The sequence below is a fragment of the uncultured Gemella sp. genome (assembly GCF_963525875.1).
Lineage (GTDB): Bacteria > Bacillota > Bacilli > Staphylococcales > Gemellaceae > Gemella.
Map to the genome: position 1 here is coordinate 1 of NZ_CAURMG010000033.1, position 16,881 is coordinate 16,881.

The 16,881-nt window shown below is 31.8% G+C and carries 10 protein-coding genes; 6 read left to right on the top strand and 4 right to left on the bottom strand.

Annotation, left to right across the window (positions count from 1 at the left end; all coding sequences use genetic code 11):
* Positions 1-13: 13 nt before the first annotated feature.
* The 3 genes from RWQ73_RS06180 to RWQ73_RS06190 all read right to left on the bottom strand — a co-directional run bounded on the left by RWQ73_RS06180 (position 14) and on the right by RWQ73_RS06190 (position 3,241).
* Positions 14-1,036, bottom strand: coding sequence for a lipoate--protein ligase (locus RWQ73_RS06180; RefSeq protein WP_314407364.1), 1,023 nt, complete (start codon positions 1,034-1,036; stop codon positions 14-16).
* Positions 1,037-1,376: 340 nt separating this feature from the next.
* Complete coding sequence (locus RWQ73_RS06185; RefSeq protein WP_314407366.1) at positions 1,377-2,249, bottom strand: NAD-dependent deacetylase; 873 nt, start codon at positions 2,247-2,249, stop codon at positions 1,377-1,379.
* Positions 2,249-3,241 (bottom strand): MsnO8 family LLM class oxidoreductase, encoded by a 993-nt coding sequence (locus tag RWQ73_RS06190; RefSeq protein WP_314407368.1) that lies wholly within the window; start codon positions 3,239-3,241, stop codon positions 2,249-2,251. The genes RWQ73_RS06185 and RWQ73_RS06190 overlap by 1 nt, the downstream gene beginning before the upstream one ends.
* Positions 3,242-3,925: 684 nt before the next feature.
* Here RWQ73_RS06190 and RWQ73_RS06195 point away from each other — a divergent pair.
* The 3 genes from RWQ73_RS06195 (at position 3,926) to RWQ73_RS06205 (ending at position 10,848) form a co-directional block, all read left to right on the top strand.
* Entirely contained in the window at positions 3,926-5,104 is a 1,179-nt protein-coding gene (locus RWQ73_RS06195; protein ID WP_314407370.1) for an NADH-dependent flavin oxidoreductase, read from the top strand.
* Positions 5,105-5,609: 505 nt separating this feature from the next.
* Complete coding sequence (locus tag RWQ73_RS06200) at positions 5,610-6,950, top strand: YSIRK-type signal peptide-containing protein (RefSeq protein WP_314407372.1); 1,341 nt, start codon at positions 5,610-5,612, stop codon at positions 6,948-6,950.
* Between the two features lie 568 nt (positions 6,951-7,518).
* Complete coding sequence (locus RWQ73_RS06205) at positions 7,519-10,848, top strand: SIALI-17 repeat-containing surface protein (protein ID WP_314407374.1); 3,330 nt, start codon at positions 7,519-7,521, stop codon at positions 10,846-10,848.
* 154 nt (positions 10,849-11,002) lie between these two features.
* On the opposite strand, the gene RWQ73_RS06210 is transcribed toward RWQ73_RS06205, so the two are convergent.
* Positions 11,003-12,943 carry a KUP/HAK/KT family potassium transporter gene (locus tag RWQ73_RS06210; RefSeq protein ID WP_314407376.1) on the bottom strand — a complete coding sequence of 647 codons (1,941 nt, stop codon included), beginning with the start codon at positions 12,941-12,943 and terminating at the stop codon, positions 11,003-11,005.
* Positions 12,944-13,561: 618 nt separating this feature from the next.
* Here RWQ73_RS06210 and nagA point away from each other — a divergent pair.
* The 3 genes from nagA to RWQ73_RS06225 all read left to right on the top strand — a co-directional run bounded on the left by nagA (position 13,562) and on the right by RWQ73_RS06225 (position 16,586).
* The gene (gene nagA, locus RWQ73_RS06215; protein ID WP_314407378.1) at positions 13,562-14,710 is read left to right on the top strand and encodes an N-acetylglucosamine-6-phosphate deacetylase; all 1,149 of its coding nucleotides are present in this window, start codon (positions 13,562-13,564) and stop codon (positions 14,708-14,710) included.
* Between the two features lie 18 nt (positions 14,711-14,728).
* Complete coding sequence (gene nagB, locus RWQ73_RS06220) at positions 14,729-15,448, top strand: glucosamine-6-phosphate deaminase (RefSeq protein ID WP_314407380.1); 720 nt, start codon at positions 14,729-14,731, stop codon at positions 15,446-15,448.
* 103 nt (positions 15,449-15,551) lie between these two features.
* Complete coding sequence (locus RWQ73_RS06225) at positions 15,552-16,586, top strand: cyclically-permuted mutarotase family protein (RefSeq protein ID WP_314407382.1); 1,035 nt, start codon at positions 15,552-15,554, stop codon at positions 16,584-16,586.
* Positions 16,587-16,881: the final 295 nt, after the last annotated feature.

Sequence of the window (16,881 nt, forward strand, 5' to 3'; positions counted from 1 at the left end):
ATAGTTTGTAAAACTAGCTTAAGATTAAATCTACTAATTCTTTAGCTTCTACATTTCCGAAGTAGTACGTTAAATCAATACTTCCTAATGCTTCTAGTAAGTCTTCTTCTTTTACTCTTACGCCAATAAGTTTCTCTTCTACATCACGCACATTACCCTTTCCGAAGAAATCTCCATAGATTTTCGCTTTTGTAATACGTCCTTCTTCAACTTCTAGACTAATATCAACAGTTCCGATCGCAAGATGTGCATCACGGTTATAGTTGTATCGTGGTGATTTTCCATAGTTCCAATCCCAATTTCGGTATTTTTCATCCGCTAATTTTTCAATTGCAGCCCAATCTTCATCAGTAAGCTCATATCTTTTCGCATCTTTAATATCATCAATACCCATTAATCCACAAATAACTAAATCTTTGAATTCGTCGATAGTTACATTTTGATATTCAGGTTTTAATAATTCACGCATACCCATTACACGTGCTCTTACTGATTCAATACCTTTTGATTCAATTTTTTTACGATTTGGAGTTAAAGCATTAACCATAGCTTCGTAGTTTACATCAAGAAGTAATGAATATCCTCCATAGATTTTTCCACGAACTAATGTCATCGCAGCTCCACTTACTTTTTTACCACGAGCAGTTAAGTCATTACGACCTTTTTGTTCAACTTCTGTAGCTCCTAAACTGTGAAGAACATCAACTGCTGGTTGATAGAATTTTTTGTAGTTTCCATATACATCTGTATCCCCAGGCATTAAGAAACATACATTAACAGCACCGTTATCAACATAAACAGCACCGCCACCAGTATCACGACGTACTAAGATAATATCTTTTTCTTTCATGTAGTCATGGTTTACTTCAGTTTCAGCATTTTGGAATAATCCAATTTCTACTTTTGGTTCACAGTAATATGGGAAGATTACAGTCTCATCGATGTCGATATTATTAAGTACGTAAACTTGCATCGCCATTACTAGCGCTCCATCTGGTAAATATTTTCCGTTTCTAATTGGTTCTATTAAATACATAATTTATTCTCCTTTATTTTTTAATTTTTGTTAATGTATTTTTTTTGTCTAATGTTATTTTTTATTGCAGTCTTATTATAATTTAATCTGCAATATTATAAAATCTCATTGCGAATTTTTTCGCAGTTTATGTATGAGCCTAACATACACTACCTGAAAAGTTATTACAGAGCTGACCAAAAAGGCCTAAATTTTAACAAAGTGTATATAGGAACTCATAGACGCAGTGGTTTATTGATATCTAAAATCGCTTTAGAAAAGCTTTTTAGATATCTAATAAACTGTGCGGGGGTGACTCGATAAAATCTTGTTTCTCGAAATCACGATTTTTGAGTCACTCCTATTTCTTCAACAACTCTTCAACATCTAGCGTTAACTCTTTACTATTCTGGTTAAACCATAACACCCTTGAAGCGATTCTTTCCGGGAATTGATATTTTTTCTGATTCATAGTAATCATCAACGCCTGTGGATTCTTATCAAGTTCTCTATAAAAAGGATATTTTATAAACTGAGGTGTCGTAAATCCTACCCCTATCTCGATAAACAATGTTTTCTTATCACGATTATTTTCTAAAAACTCATTGTACTTGTCAAGATGCTCGAAAAAGATTGGATCTTCTACCATACCTTTTTCAGCATTTCTTTTATTCACCTCAAGTGGTGCACCACACTCTGGACATAACGGGATAGATCTATAATCCACTTCCATATTTTCCTGTTCCACAGCAAGCCTACGCATTAACGCTTCATCTTGATACGTCTTCGCATGGCAATGTTTGCTACACTGCATAAGCCCGTACTTACCTTGAATATGGAAAACCTTATCCATATCATAACCCGCAACATCAAAGGCATTATCAGCATTTGTCGTAATAATATGATAGTTCTTATCTTGTAATATATTTTTTAACGCCTTATAACTCGCCCCTACAGGTTGATCGAAGTAATTTAACAACACAAAACGACTTTGAAATGCCCAATATTCCTGCGAACTTGGAAAATCAAACAAACTCGCCTGCAACATATCTAAAAACTTATATTTTTCTACAAAGTCTTTAAAATTACTCGTAAACCTCTCTCCAATATAAGTAAAACCATCAGCGGCTGACATTCCAGCTCCTATTCCTATGACTATAGCCTCAGCTTCTTCTATTAGCTGTGCTAGTTTTTCGGCATTATTTTCTTCTAACTCTATCGCCTTCCAAGTCATTAATTTTTCTCCTCTTTTCCCATTAGCTCTTTAGCTAAAATCTCAATAATATTTTTTCTTCTTTCTATTGTTGGCACCAAAGGTATGCACATCAACTCTTCTAATTCGAATTCTGCGACTAATTTTTTTAGTTTTTCTATTACCGTTTCCTTCGTACCCCAAACTAAACGCGTCCTGTTTTTTTCTACTTTTTCTCTATCCGCTTCGATAATCTCGTACTCTTTAGCTGTCTTTATACTAGGGAATCTATCAAATTCTGTAAATTCTTTTTTACCGAGAAGCCAGACATCTAAACAGCGTACCAAATCTTTTGCTTCCTGCTCATCTTCTCCAATCGCTATAAATACCGCGACAACATCTTTCGGATTTCTATGCTTTTCGAGCATCTTAGTACGATAAACCTGTAAACATCGCTTAGCTGTTTCTATATAATCTACAGCCTGATTAAAGAATAGACCATAGACATAATTTTGACCAAGCTCCGCTGCTAGATTCGCACTCTTTTCACTTGTTGATAAAAGCCATATTGGATTCACCTTCGCTTCAGGAGGTTGTACAAAAACCTCACTTCCAGTAAGTATATCAACAAGCTCTTTGCAACTTTCGTTATATTCTTCCCTTGTTATAGGTGTAGTATTCATCAACTTCTGAACAACTTTCGTTCCAGGATTATTCCCAATTCCTAAATTCACCCTATCAGGATATAACGCACTCAGAAGCTTAATCCATTCGCTAATTTTATACGGTGAATAATGAGGAATCATTATTCCACCAGATCCTATTTGTATTTTTTCTGTATTCTGAAGAAGATGTAACATTAATAACTCCGGGCTGCTACTCGCAAGAGCAGGTACTTGGTGATGTTCAGCCATCCAGAAACGACTATACCCCAACCTTTCAGCCAAACGAGCTAATTCTACACTCTCCTCAATAGCCTCTATCGAACTCTTTCCTTCATCTACAATAGCATAATCTAAAATACTAAGTTCCATATATTTTCCTCTTATATAGTTAATTTCTAATATTACTTAAGAATTACCCATTCTCCTAGTAAATCTCATCTTTTATTAAGCTGATAATCAAATATACCCAACTAGGAGAAAACCTTTTCTGAAATTACGAATTTATTATATCATATTTTCACTAAAAGTACATATTTATAGCACCGCTACTTTAAATTCTTATAAAAATACAAAGCTTGAAGTTATTAAAAAATTGACAATAACAAAAGAAGTATGTTAAAATGTAGGTAAGTGAATGAGAGATGACTATCAAATTTCACCACAAAAGCCAATTGAAGTGGTTGTTCAATTGGCTTTTTTATTGTATAGATTAATAACCACATACAAACTAGACAAAAGTTCTAACCCCTTTTTCTTATTCTTTTCATATCATACCTTTTTATCCAACTAATATTCTGATATAATAAACTATGAGAAAACCTTTTCTGAAATTATAAATTTGTTTTATTGCACTTTCAGTAAAAGTATACACTCCTAGCACCACTATTTTGAAACCAATATAGCTAGAATTTCCCTAATTATCTTTATAATTAACACTTAATTTTTATTTTTTAACAGTGTTTCTCTAATTTCTTCTATATTGTATGTAAATTTCATTACATAAAGTTTTTTATTTTAATGTGTGTTAGCAAACTACTAAATGAGGTATTTTTTATGGAATCTAAATTATTAACACCTGTAAAATTAGCTAATGGTATCGAACTTGAAAATCGTTTTGTCCTGTCTCCTATGACTACAAATTCATCTACCAAAGATGGGTTTATCACAGAAGAAGATCTACTATATGCAAAACGCAGAAAAAACACAGCACCTCTTCAAATTACTGGAGCTGCTTATATCAATTTAGAAGGTCAGCTTTTTGAATATGGTTTTAGCGTTCATGATAATGCGTGTATTCCTGGTTTAAAGAAAATGGCAGAAGCTATGCAGTCAGGTGGAGCAAAAGCCATCCTTCAACTAACTCACGCTGGACGCTTTGCTAATCACTACGTTACCACTAATAAACGCGCTGTAGGCCCTAGCTATATGGAACTTAATTCTCCTGTTGAGCATATTGTTCACCCGCTTTCAATAGAAGACATCAAAAAAATAAAAGAAGATTATAAACATGCCGCAAGTCGTGCTATTGCTGCTGGTTTTGATGGTATAGAAATATCTAGCGCCCAACGCCTTCTTTTACAAACATTCTTCTCTACTTTCTCTAACGAACGTCATGATGAGTACGGTGTAGATACATTAGAAAATCGCTCTCGTTTTATTCTTGAAGTTTTCGAAGAAGTATATGAGGTTATAAAAAAAGAAGCACCAAAAGACTTCATCTTCGGTTATCGTGCTACACCCGAAGAAACACGCGGAGAAGAAGTAGGTTACACAGTTGAAGAATTCAACCAACTTACAGACTGGTTATTAGAAAGAGTGCCTCTATCATACATGGCAATCGCAAGTTGGGGACAAAACATTTATCTAAATACAGTACGCGCAGAAGGTCCTCATCACGGTCGACTAGTTAATGAAGTAGTCTATGAACATTTAAATGGAAGACTTCCTCTGATCGCCTCAGGTGGTATAAACACTATCGAAAAATGCGAAGAAGCAATATTACACGCAGATATGATCGGCCTATCATCACCGTTCGTCGCAGAACCTGACTTCGTAGAAAAACTAAAAACACATCATACAGATGATATCAACTTAAACGTAGGTGTAGAAGATATCGAACATCTAGCTATTCCTAAAGCCGCCTTCAAAGATATAGTTCTAATGATGGACTACGGACGCTCACTACCGCAACACACAAGAGATGAATTTAGAAAACTAGAAGAAAACTATTAAAAAAACTATATATTTACTATACGGAAATAACTCGACATCCCATTCTTTCGAATCGCGATTTTCAAGTTGTTTTCGTATTTTCTTTACTTACATAACTTGAAAAATCAACTATGAATTACCTTTTGTAACAAAAATGTAACATTAATATAATATTATATAAAATCTTTCTATAGAATCATTATTTTTGTTATTTTTATATTTTATGTAAACAAGATAAACGTTGTTAATTCAGCATTTATATAAAAACTTAACTAAATAAATATTCATTTTAAAAAAAAATATTTGATAAAAGTTTTGTTACAATTAGTTTACACAACTATATATATGTTAAATTTCTTACTAAAGCCCTTGTATTATATATTTCTATATAGTATAATAACAATTGCCAATACACTAATTATATCTATATTTCTTACATTAATTATAGTTTTATAAATAATTAGAAATATGGTCATAGTCATATTTTATATAAAATTAAATTTATTGATAAAGGAGAGATAATATTATGACAACAAAAAAATACTCATTACGTAAAGTAAAAGTTGGTGTTGCATCTGTTCTTGTAGGATTCGGAATTGCAACAACTGGAGCTGCAGTAGCTAATGCAGCTGATGAAATTACTAAACTAGATGCAAATACTCCAGCTCTTACATCAGAAGAAATTGATGCTTTAAACAATTCTCTTGACCAAGCTGCAAAAGATCGCGAAGAAACAGCAAAAAACCTTGAAAAAGAAACAAATGAAGCTGCCGCTCAAAAAGAATTCTTAGCTAACTATGATAAAGCTTTAACAGCTTCTGTTTCTGAATTAGAAAAAGCTGGAACTACTTCTCCAGAAGAAGCTAAAGCTAAAGCTGATGTTATCGCTAAATTAAAAGAAGAAGCTGCTGCTAAAAGAGAGGCATTTGTGGACGGATTCAAATCTGGTTTAACTGCCGAAGACGCTAACAAACTAATAGATGAAGAAAATAACCCACAATCTACAACTCCAGTTTCTCCTGAAAATAGAACATTCACTAAAGATGAATTAAAAAAACTTAAAGAAGCTGAAAATACAGCTAAAGAAGAAGAAGCTCTTCTTCCAACTTCTGTTAAAAAACAAGATTTACTTGATGAATTAGAGAAACAAATTGACAGAGATAAAAAACAAGTTGAAAGAATCCTTGAAGAAGCTCAAGAAAAAGCTAAAACTGTTGATTTATTAACTGAAGAATTAGAAGAATCTACTTCTCAATTAAAAGCTGTTGAATCTCTTAAAGATACTGATCCTGTAGCTGCCGCTAAAATTAACACACTAAAAGCTAAAGTTGCTCAATTAGAAAGCAAATTAGAAACAGCTACTAACGATTATAATGCGCACAGTGAAAAATCAAAAGCTGTTTTAGAAAGCCTTAAAAACGAAATTAACGAATTAACTGATGACTACAACTACGCTTTAGGTGAATACCACCTTTACAAAGTTGAAGAACTAAAAGAAGAGATTGCAACTCTTGAAGAAAACATTAAAAATGCTACTGATAAAGATTTAAAAGCTATTCTTGAAAAAGACTTAGCAGACAAAAAAGCTGAATTAACAAAAGCTGAAAAAGAAATGGAAGACGTTCTTAATGTAATCGATCCATTAGTATTACCAGCTGATGAAACTCCAGCTCCAGGACACGTTACAGCTCCTTCAAACGGAAATGACTTCGGTCAAAAACCAGAAGTTAAAGAAGAAGCTAAAGCTGAAGGTAAAGCTGAAGGTTCTCTTCCAAACACTGGATTAAACTCAACTAGTACTACAGTTGCTGGATTAGGATTAATCGCTTTAGTAGGTCTTGCTGTAAGACGTAAACTTGCTAAATAATTAAGTTAATTAGTGTATAAAAACATTAAAGAGTATGGTTATTTCCATACTCTTTTTCTTTGCTTCTTATTACTTTTTGAGATCTATATTATATTTCTTATTTCTATTTTTCACACTTTATTCGCCTTATATATACACTTTATATTCATTTCATTTTCTAACAAATACTTTTATAAATATTGATTTACATAAATTTTGTAACACAAATTTAATATTTCTATTTTTTTATGTTGATGATCAATATCATTTATTGCTATTTTCTTATTTTTATTATTACTATCCTTTCCTCAAATATTTATCATCAGTTTAAAATTTTTCTCTTTATCTACTTTTAGTGTTTCTTTTTTATAATTATATTCTATTCCTTTTTATCCTTTTTTGTGGTATACACTATTATTTAAATCACATAAACGCTTGTTTTTCTATATTTCTTCTACTATAATGTAGGTGTATTGATACACTAATTATATACAAATTTCTTATTCATCATGGTTTAACTATAATTAGAATTATTGCTATATTTATAGTTTCACAATATTAAAATTAAAAAATTAGGAGAATTAACATTATGACAACGCAAAGAAAATATTCATTACGTAAATTTAAAGTTGGTGTTGCTTCTGTTCTTGTAGGTATCGGTATTGCGACTACTGGTGTTGCTGTGGCTCATGCTAGTGACGAATCTGCTACCTCTACTAAGATTGAAGTTACAAATCCAGAAATCAAGCAAGCTGAAGCTGAGGCTAAAACTGCTGAAGCAAAAGTTGTTGAATTAGAAACAAAAGTAGCTGAAAAAACTACAGTTGCTAATACTGCTACAGAAAAAGCTAAAACTGAAGCTGCTGAAGCTGCTACTGCGAATAAAGCTAAAATTGATGCAGAAGCTGCTAAAACTGCTGCTACTGATGCTTTGAATGAAGCTACACAAAAAGCTACTCAAGCTGCTACAGCTTTAACTGATGCCATCGCTAAAGAAGAAGCTGCTAGAAAAGAAGCTGCTGAAACTAAAAAAGCTATTGAAACAGCTTTGACTAAGTTTGAAACAGATGCAGAAGAAGCTATCAATAAAGATAGTAGAATTCAACCCGATAATAAAGCTAAAGCTATAGAAAAAGCAAAAGAAACTATTGGTAAAACTGCACTATTAAAAGCTATCGAAGATGGAGAATTAACATTAGATGAAGTTGCTAAAGAATTAAATAATCAAGCTGAAACAGCTAAAGCAGACGAAGCTAAAAATCCCCAATCAAATGACTTTACTGCTGAAGCAGCACAATCTGGTAATAAAACTGATATTCCTGCTGAGTTAAAAACTAAAATTGATAAAGCTGAAAAAGCTGAGGCAGCTCGCCCTGCTTCAGAAAAAGCTCAAGAAAAAGCTGACGCCTTAGAAGAAGAAATCGAAGATTTAACTGCAGTTGCAGAAAAAGATAAAGCTGAAGCTGAGAGAAAAGCTGATCTTCTTGAAAAACAAGAGACTGTTTTAACAAAAGCTAAAGAAGCTCTTAAACTAGCTTCAGACAACAAAGTTAACTCTGATATTATTTCTTCACTAGAAAAAGTTGTAAAAGAGATTGAAGTAACTCGTGATAGTGCTAAGGCTGATCTTGATAAATCTTATGAACCTCTACAGGCTTATGAAGAAGAAATCAACAAATTAACAGATGAGTACAACACGGCTCTTGAAGCAGTAAAAGTTGCTAAAGAAAAAGAAGCTAGTGAACCTGCTAAACCTGTTGAGACTACCCCTGTTTTACCAAAAGAAAAAACAGAAGTTGAAAAAGCTACTGAAGTAAAACAAGAAGCTGATGCCAAAGTTGTTGAATTAACTAAAAAACTTGAAGAAGCAACTACAACTCTTACAGAAGCTATCAAAAAAGCTGAAAAAGAAGCTAATGATTCAACAACCGCTGAACAAGAAAAAATCACTGCTGAACAAGCTAAAACTTCTGCTGAAGCTGAATTAGCTACCGCTATAGAAGAAGCTAAAAAAGCTAAAGATAAAGTTGAAGAACTTAAAAATGAAGAAACTACTAACTTAGAAGCTATCAAAAAAGCTTTAGATAAGCTTGAAAAAGCAGCAATAGCTAAAATAAATGAAAAAACTGATATTAAAAACAAAGAAAAAGCTATTGAAGAAGCTAAGCATGCTATAGGTAAAGAAGACATACTAAATGCTATTGAAAAAGGAATAATTTCAGCTACAGAAGTGGCTAAAGTTTTAGAAAATGCTGATAAAACTAAAGATGATGCCCCTGTTCCTGTAACAGAAACTAAAAAACTAGCTGACGAGGATATTAAAAAATTAGATGCTGTTAAAAAAGCTGATGCTTCTCGCACCGAATTACAAAAACTTCAAGATAAAGCTGACGACTTAGCTGATGAAATTGATGATTTAAGTGAAATAGCTGAAAAAGACAAAGCTGATGCTGAGAAAAAGGCTGCAACTCTAGATAAACAAGAAATTACTTTAACAAAAGCTAAAGAAGCTCTTAAAGCAGCAATTGACAATGGTTCTTCTAAAACTATCGTCGATTCATTAACAAAAATTGTGAAATCTATTGAGAAAGTTCGTGATACTGCGAAAGTTGATTTTGATAAATCTAACGAACCATTACAAGCTTATTCTGAAGCAATTAATCAATTAACTGATGAATATAATGAATACACAGAAGTTATTAAAGTACTAAGCGCTGCTCCTACTACTGAAGGACCTGTTGAATATACTAAGTCTTTAGGTACTAACGGTGAAGAAGCTGCTCCTACTGCTGATGCTCCTGTTGAGTATACTAAGCCTTTAGGTACTAATGGTGAAGAAGCTGCTCCTACTGCTGATGCTCCTGTTGAGTATACTAAGCCTTTAGGTACTAATGGTGAAGAAGCTGCTCCTACTGCTGATGCTCCTATTGAGTATACTAACCCTTTAGGTACTAACAGTACTGAGGCTACTCCTGTAGTAGAATCTAAACCTGAAGCTCCTAGTGTTGAAACACCAACTAAACCTACTGAGAGTTCTCCAGCTAAACCTGTTACTGATAATTCAGAAAAAATAGCTGTTCTTTCTCGTACATTAGCTGATGGAGTAAAAGTTTCCGTTGAATATAATAGTTCTAAAATACAAGCTAAAGATTTTATCGCTAATGATGTTACAGGTGATAAAGCTAAAGAAATAGAAACTCTAGTGAAAAAACTAAATCCTAATTTAACTGTAGTGCGAACATTAGAACTTCACTTTACTGGACAAAATGGTAAAGAAGTGAAAACTACAGGGGATCGTACTGTTACTTTTGCAGTTGCTAACGGTGAAGACCAAGAATTAAAAGTATACCATGTTAACGGTGCTACACTAGATGAAGTTCCAAGTTCATATAAAGATGGAAATATTACTTTTAATACAAGTCACTTTAGTAACTTTGTTGTAACTAAACTTATAAACACTGCTGCTGTTAATGAAGTTACTAAATTAGATTCAGCAACAGTAAAAGCTGAAATAACTAAATTGAAAGAACAACTAAAAACAGCTGATTCTACTACTGCTGAAAAATTAGAAACATTAATATCTGATAATGAAGCTCTATTAGAAGACTTAAATGTTTTAGAAGCTAACCTTCCAGCTGTTAATGAAGTTCCTGAATACACAGGTCCAGTAGCTACTAATGGTCAAGAAGCTCCTACTCTTGACGTTCCTGAGTATGATTTATCTAAACTTCCTGAAATTCAAGGTGCATCTGCTCCTACTTTCGGTCAAAATCCAAAAGTTAAAGTTGATACTAAAGAAGATGTTAAAAGTGAAAAATCATTACCAAACACTGGTACAAACACTACTAGCACAGCAGCCTTTGGTTTAGGATTAATCACTTTAATAGGTCTTGCTATAAGACGTAAAATAAACAATTAATTGTTAATTAGTGTATAAAAACATTAAAGGAAGTGATTCGACAAAATTGATTTCTACGAAATCGTGATTTTTGAGTCACTTCCTTTTTCTTATTAGAAAAAAATCAGACTTAAAATAAAACTCGCATTATTTCATTCTAAGCCTGATCTTTTTATTATTTGATTCTAGTTAATCTTTTTACCTTTGTCTCTACTATATTTAGCGGTACCGCTTCTTTTGTTATAACACTCGTATCCAATCCGAACCATTTTTCTGGTGTTACTGTTATTTTTTTCAATTTTAATCTTAATCCCATAATGAAGTTGTCAAAAGATGATAAACCATTATTATTTCCTAATACTTCTTCAATTAGAACAAATCTAAAATCTCCAACTGTTTCTGCTTTTCCTCTTAAATTGTATTTCGTTGGCTGTAATTCTAACTCTTTATTTTCTAATAAATCAGATATTACCTGACGCATAAACATATTTACCCTTTGACTTTCCCTAAAACCTAGATTAAAGGTGATTTTTAATATTTTTTTGTCGCTAAATTTAGTAACTTTGTACTCTCTTTTATACGGCTTATCTATAACGTTTATATGGACAAAGAAATATACATTAGCTCTTTTCGGTTGTTTATTTAAGATAGAATATAGTACTGCATAATCTACATCTTCTTCTTGTTTTGCACCTGTTAAATATACTAAGTTCGTCGCATATTTTGGAACATTTTTATCCACGCTTAGCTGTAGTAATTGTTTTGTATAATTTTTTACTGTTAAATATTGACTTTCTCGTTCTTTTATCTCTGTTCCTTTATACCAAATAAACATTATTATAAAGATTAATAAAGCTATAATAACAGTTATATAACCACCGTTTACAAATTTTAAACTATTTGCATATAAAAATAAGAGTTCCTCTATTCCAAAAAATATTAAAAACACCGTTGCTAATACTTTATCTCTTTTCACTTTATATAAATATATACTTAGTAACAACGTCGTTACAAACATAGTTATACTTATACTTAATCCATAAGCTGCTTCCATATTGCTACTTGTTCTAAAGAATATTACTACACAACTACTACAGATAAATAGTATTATATTAACCGCAGATACATATACCTGCCCTTTTAATTCTGTCGGATATTTTATTATTAATTTCGGGAATAAATTTAATTTTATCGCTTCTGATATCAATGTAAAAGATCCTGTGATTAAACTTTGACTCGCAATTATCGCTGCTAATGTCGCTAGTATTACTTGGAATACTATGAAATTATCTGGTACTATAGCGAAAAATGGGTTTTTTTCGGCACTATAATTTGTTGATAACAAATATGCCGCCTGCCCAAAATAGTTTGCAAGTAGACAAACTTTAACCGAAAACCATGCCATTCTTACATTCTGTCTACCGCAATGACCTAAGTCCACATATAAATCTTCCGCTCCTGATACACATAGAAATACTGCTCCTAATAAAACAAATACACCTGGATAATTTATTAATAATTGTAATGCGTATTTTGGATTAATTGCTTTTAATACTTCTGGTCTTGAACCTATTGATTTTATCCCCCAGAAAAATAGTGATAAAAACCATAGACTCATTATAGGTCCAAAAAGTGATCCTATTTTTTTTGTTCCAAATCGTTGAAATGAAAAAATAAATATAAATATTATAAGAACAAGTATTATTACATCATTTGTATTTATTGATGGTATTATATCATGCAATCCTTCTACCGCTGATGTTACTGTTATTGCTGGTGTTATTATCCCGTCAGCTAGTAGTGTTGCCCCTCCTATCATAGCTAAAAGTGCTACACTTCGTCTTGTTCTATTTTTTATTAATGCAAACAGTGAAAATACTCCACCTTCACCGTGGTTATCAGCTCTAAGCGCTATTAAAACATACTTTGTAGTTGTCTGTAATGTCATTACCCAAAATATTAAGCTAACAAATCCTAATACAAGCCTCTCATTCATCATCGCATCAGTATTGTGAACAAATGATTTCATAACATATAAAACCGAAGTTCCTATATCACCAAATATTATTCCTATTGTTATTATCACACCAAGAAATGTTAATCTTGATTTATCCATGTTTCTACCCTCTTATAAAATAAGTTAAATTAAAATTACCTCTATAAAAAACAGTAATCTTATTCTTACATATAATTATAGTCCTCTTGTACTTAAAGTCAATAGTAAGTATATTGTATATTTATTATTATATGATAATCTTTATACTTTATATATTCTAGAAAACTATACTTTTAATTTATTTATTTTTGTATTATTTTCTTTTTTGTAAGTTTGCATAATTTATTTTTAGCTGATGCTATTTTCTTTTTGAAATTTTGATAATTGTTATAAATACCTTATTCATTAAATACAACCTATTCCTACAAAAAACTATAAACTCTTTATTTCATACCATCAATTCTCTTCCTCATAAAACCTCATAAATAATAAAAAGTTACCTTTTCTTTATTTACTACGGTGTTTTACTTTATTTTCTAATATAACACCTTAAATTATCTCAGTGAAAAACCTTTATTTTTAACTGTTATATAAAATTATAAAAATACCTTTAAATTAATTTTGAAAACTTTTACTTTTCTACTTTACAAACCTATTTAAAAAGTGTTAAAATTAAATTAACGAGGATTTAACACATTAAATTTAAAACAAGTAATTTTTATAAAAAGGGGTGTTATTATGTTAATAAAAAGTAAAAAAGTTTGGTCAAGCGGCCAATTTCTTCCTCTAATTTTAGAAGTGGAGGGTAAAAAAATTACAGCTGTTTATGATTATGATGCATTTGATAAAGTTGATTATGATTTTGGGACTAATCGTATTTTACCAGGATTTATAGATGTTCATACTCACGGTGCTTATGGTTATGATACTAATGATGTTAATGAAGAAGGACTTCGTAATTGGACTAAAAATGTCGTTTCTGAAGGTGTAACATCATTTTTACCTACAACAATCACTCAAACTGAAGAAGTTCTACTAAAAGCTGTAGCAAACGTTGCAAAAGTATATGAAGAAGGTTATGAAGGGGCTGAAATTTTAGGTATTCACTTTGAAGGTCCTTATCTTGATGTAGAAAAACGTGGGGCTCAACCTAAAAATTGTATCCAAACACCTAGTGTAGAACAATTTAAAAAATTCCAAGAAGCTAGTAAAAACCTAATTAGACTTATTACTATCGCATGTGAAAAAGATATTGATTATAAACTTACTAAATATTTAGTAAGCCAAGGTATTCGTGTAAGTTTAGGTCACTCAGCTTGTAACTATAAAGAAAGTTATTTAGCGTTCGCTAACGGTGCAACATCTCAAACTCACGTTTATAACGGTATGGTTGGTTTCCATCACCGTGATGGTGGTCAAGTAGGATTTGCTCTTCGTGCTCGTGACGCTTATGGAGAGATTATTTGCGATGGTATTCACTCTACTACAGATGCACTAAATACCTACTTCACTGCAAAAGGACGTGATCATGGAATTATGATTACTGACTCTCTTTGTGCTAAAGGTTGTGGTCGTGGTTCTTATATCTTCGGTGGAGAAAACATGGAGATTTACGAAGATGGTAGTGCACACCGTGATGACGGTCGTTTAGCAGGTTCTACACTTAGAGTTATAGATGGACTACGTGTCTTAATAGAAGATGCTTTAGTTCCTGTTGATGCAGCAATTAACTCTTGTACTAAAAACCCTGCTGAAATGTTAGGTTTCGGAGATAGAAAAGGTAGACTTAAAGTAGGTTATGATGCTGACTTTGTAGTAATCAGCCCTGCTTACGAAGTATTAACAACATTTGCTCGTGGTAAAGAAGTTTATAAAAAAGAAAATTAATTAATAAGGAGTTATAATATGAAATATTTAGTTTTTAATTCAAAAAAAGAAGCTTCAAAGGAAGCATATAAAATTTTAAGAAGTTTAATCGATGAAAATTCTACATTAGGTCTTGCTACTGGTTCAACACCTACTGACTTATATGAAGAAATGATAACTGATTATAAAGCTGGAAATTTTAGTTATAAAAATATTAAATCATACAACTTAGATGAATATGTAGGTATTAGCTACGATCATCCAGAAAGCTACCATAAATTCATGGAAACAAATTTATTCGATCATGTTGATATCGATAAAGCAAATACACATGTTCCTGATGCAAGTGCTGAAGATTTAGAAGGTGCTCTTAAATCTTACCAAGAAGCACTTAATAATGCTAATATTGACGTTCAACTACTAGGAGTTGGTTCTAATGGTCACATTGGATTTAACGAACCAGGTACATCATTTGAAGCAGGTGTTCATGTTGTAGACTTAAAAGAAGATACTATTCAAGCAAACTCTAGATTCTTTAACAATGATATAAATCTAGTTCCTAAACAAGCTGTTACAATGGGAATTAAGGATATTATGCGTGCTAAAAATATTATACTATTAGCTTTTGGAAAAGCTAAACAAGATGCTATTAGAAGTCTAGTAGAAGGTGATAAAGTTACTGAAGATGTTCCTTGTACTATTCTTAAAAATCATCCTAGTGTATATGTATTAGTAGATAAAGAAGCAGACTTTCAATAATTAATATTTTGTGGAAGAGGATTTAAATATATCCCTTCCACTCTCTAAAATTCTATCAATGTAAGCGTTTGATTTTTGTTAAATAATAAGGGGAGGTACCAAAATGAGTACTCAATTAAAATGGACAAATATAGCTACTGTAGCAGCTCAAAAAGGCTACGAAAAAAATATCGGAACAGCAGGTTTAGTTAAAGGTGTAATCGGAAATAAAATTATATTCGGCGGTGGGGCTAATTTCCCTGGAGGACTTCCTGTCGATGGAGGAGTTAAAGTAAATCATAAAGACGTTTATCTGTATGAAGAAACAGCTGATGGAGTAACTTTATTAGATCAAATTCAATACGACTATCCTCTAGCATATGGACCAAGTGCTGTTTATAACGAAACATTATACTATATTGCAACTAAAAACGAAACTTCAGCAGATTTATTAGCTTTTACAGTAGAAGATAATAAACTAAAAGTAGAAGTTATCGATACACTACCACTTACTGTAGAAAATGTTATCGCAAAAGTTCATGAAAATAAATTATACTTTGGTATCGGATCTATTAATGGATCAAACAATAATGAACTTTATGTATATGATTTGGCTACTAAGAAATTTGAAGTATTTTCTGAGTTTCCTGGAAAGTTACGTAATCAAGCAGTAAGTTACGTATATAATAATGAACTATATGTTTACGGTGGTGGAGCTAGTGAAACTTATAGTGATGGATATAAAATAAATTTAGAAACAAAAGAATGGACTCAACTAGCTGATGTAGTAATCGATAATGAAGAAGTATCGCTACTAGGTGCTGACTGGGCTCCATTAAACGACCACGAACTTCTAGTAATCGGTGGTTTCAATAAAGATGTTTGGAAAGACGCAGTATTTAACTTAACAACATTACAAGGTGAAGATCATGCAAAATACCGCGATGCATACTTCAGACGTCCTGTAAGTGATTATAAGTGGAATAAAAAAGAATTAGTCTACAACTTAAAAGAAAACCGCTGGTACCAATTAGGAGAAATTCCTTTTGAAGCTCCTTGTGGACATGCCTTGTTAGCTACAAATAATAATATTTATTCTATCATGGGTGAGATTAAACCGGCAGAAAGAAAACCATATATCCATAGAACTAAAAAATAATAATAACTAAAGATACCCTATTTAAAATGTAGGGTATCTTTAATAATTTATAAAATCACTCTTAATTGAATACTTTATTAATAAATCGAATAAGTAAAGTTCAAACTATAAAATTCCAATAAAAAAAAGCCATGATTTTTATTCTCATGGCTAAGTATTACCACTACTATATCTAAAACAAAATACAATGTTTTTAGTCAATTTATTATAAATAAAAAAAGAACCTTCCAAAAGAAAGGTTCTCACTGTTGCCTGGCAACGTTCTAGTCTCACAGGGCGTAAGCCCAACTACATT

Coding starts and splice junctions, on each gene's coding strand:
- RWQ73_RS06180 (WP_314407364.1), bottom strand. CDS start 1,036: ATGTATTTAATAGAACCAATTAGAAACGGAAAATATTTACCAGATGGA.
- RWQ73_RS06185 (WP_314407366.1), bottom strand. CDS start 2,249: ATGACTTGGAAGGCGATAGAGTTAGAAGAAAATAATGCCGAAAAACTA.
- RWQ73_RS06190 (WP_314407368.1), bottom strand. CDS start 3,241: ATGGAACTTAGTATTTTAGATTATGCTATTGTAGATGAAGGAAAGAGT.
- RWQ73_RS06195 (WP_314407370.1), top strand. CDS start 3,926: ATGGAATCTAAATTATTAACACCTGTAAAATTAGCTAATGGTATCGAA.
- RWQ73_RS06200 (WP_314407372.1), top strand. CDS start 5,610: ATGACAACAAAAAAATACTCATTACGTAAAGTAAAAGTTGGTGTTGCA.
- RWQ73_RS06205 (WP_314407374.1), top strand. CDS start 7,519: ATGACAACGCAAAGAAAATATTCATTACGTAAATTTAAAGTTGGTGTT.
- RWQ73_RS06210 (WP_314407376.1), bottom strand. CDS start 12,943: ATGGATAAATCAAGATTAACATTTCTTGGTGTGATAATAACAATAGGA.
- nagA (WP_314407378.1), top strand. CDS start 13,562: ATGTTAATAAAAAGTAAAAAAGTTTGGTCAAGCGGCCAATTTCTTCCT.
- nagB (WP_314407380.1), top strand. CDS start 14,729: ATGAAATATTTAGTTTTTAATTCAAAAAAAGAAGCTTCAAAGGAAGCA.
- RWQ73_RS06225 (WP_314407382.1), top strand. CDS start 15,552: ATGAGTACTCAATTAAAATGGACAAATATAGCTACTGTAGCAGCTCAA.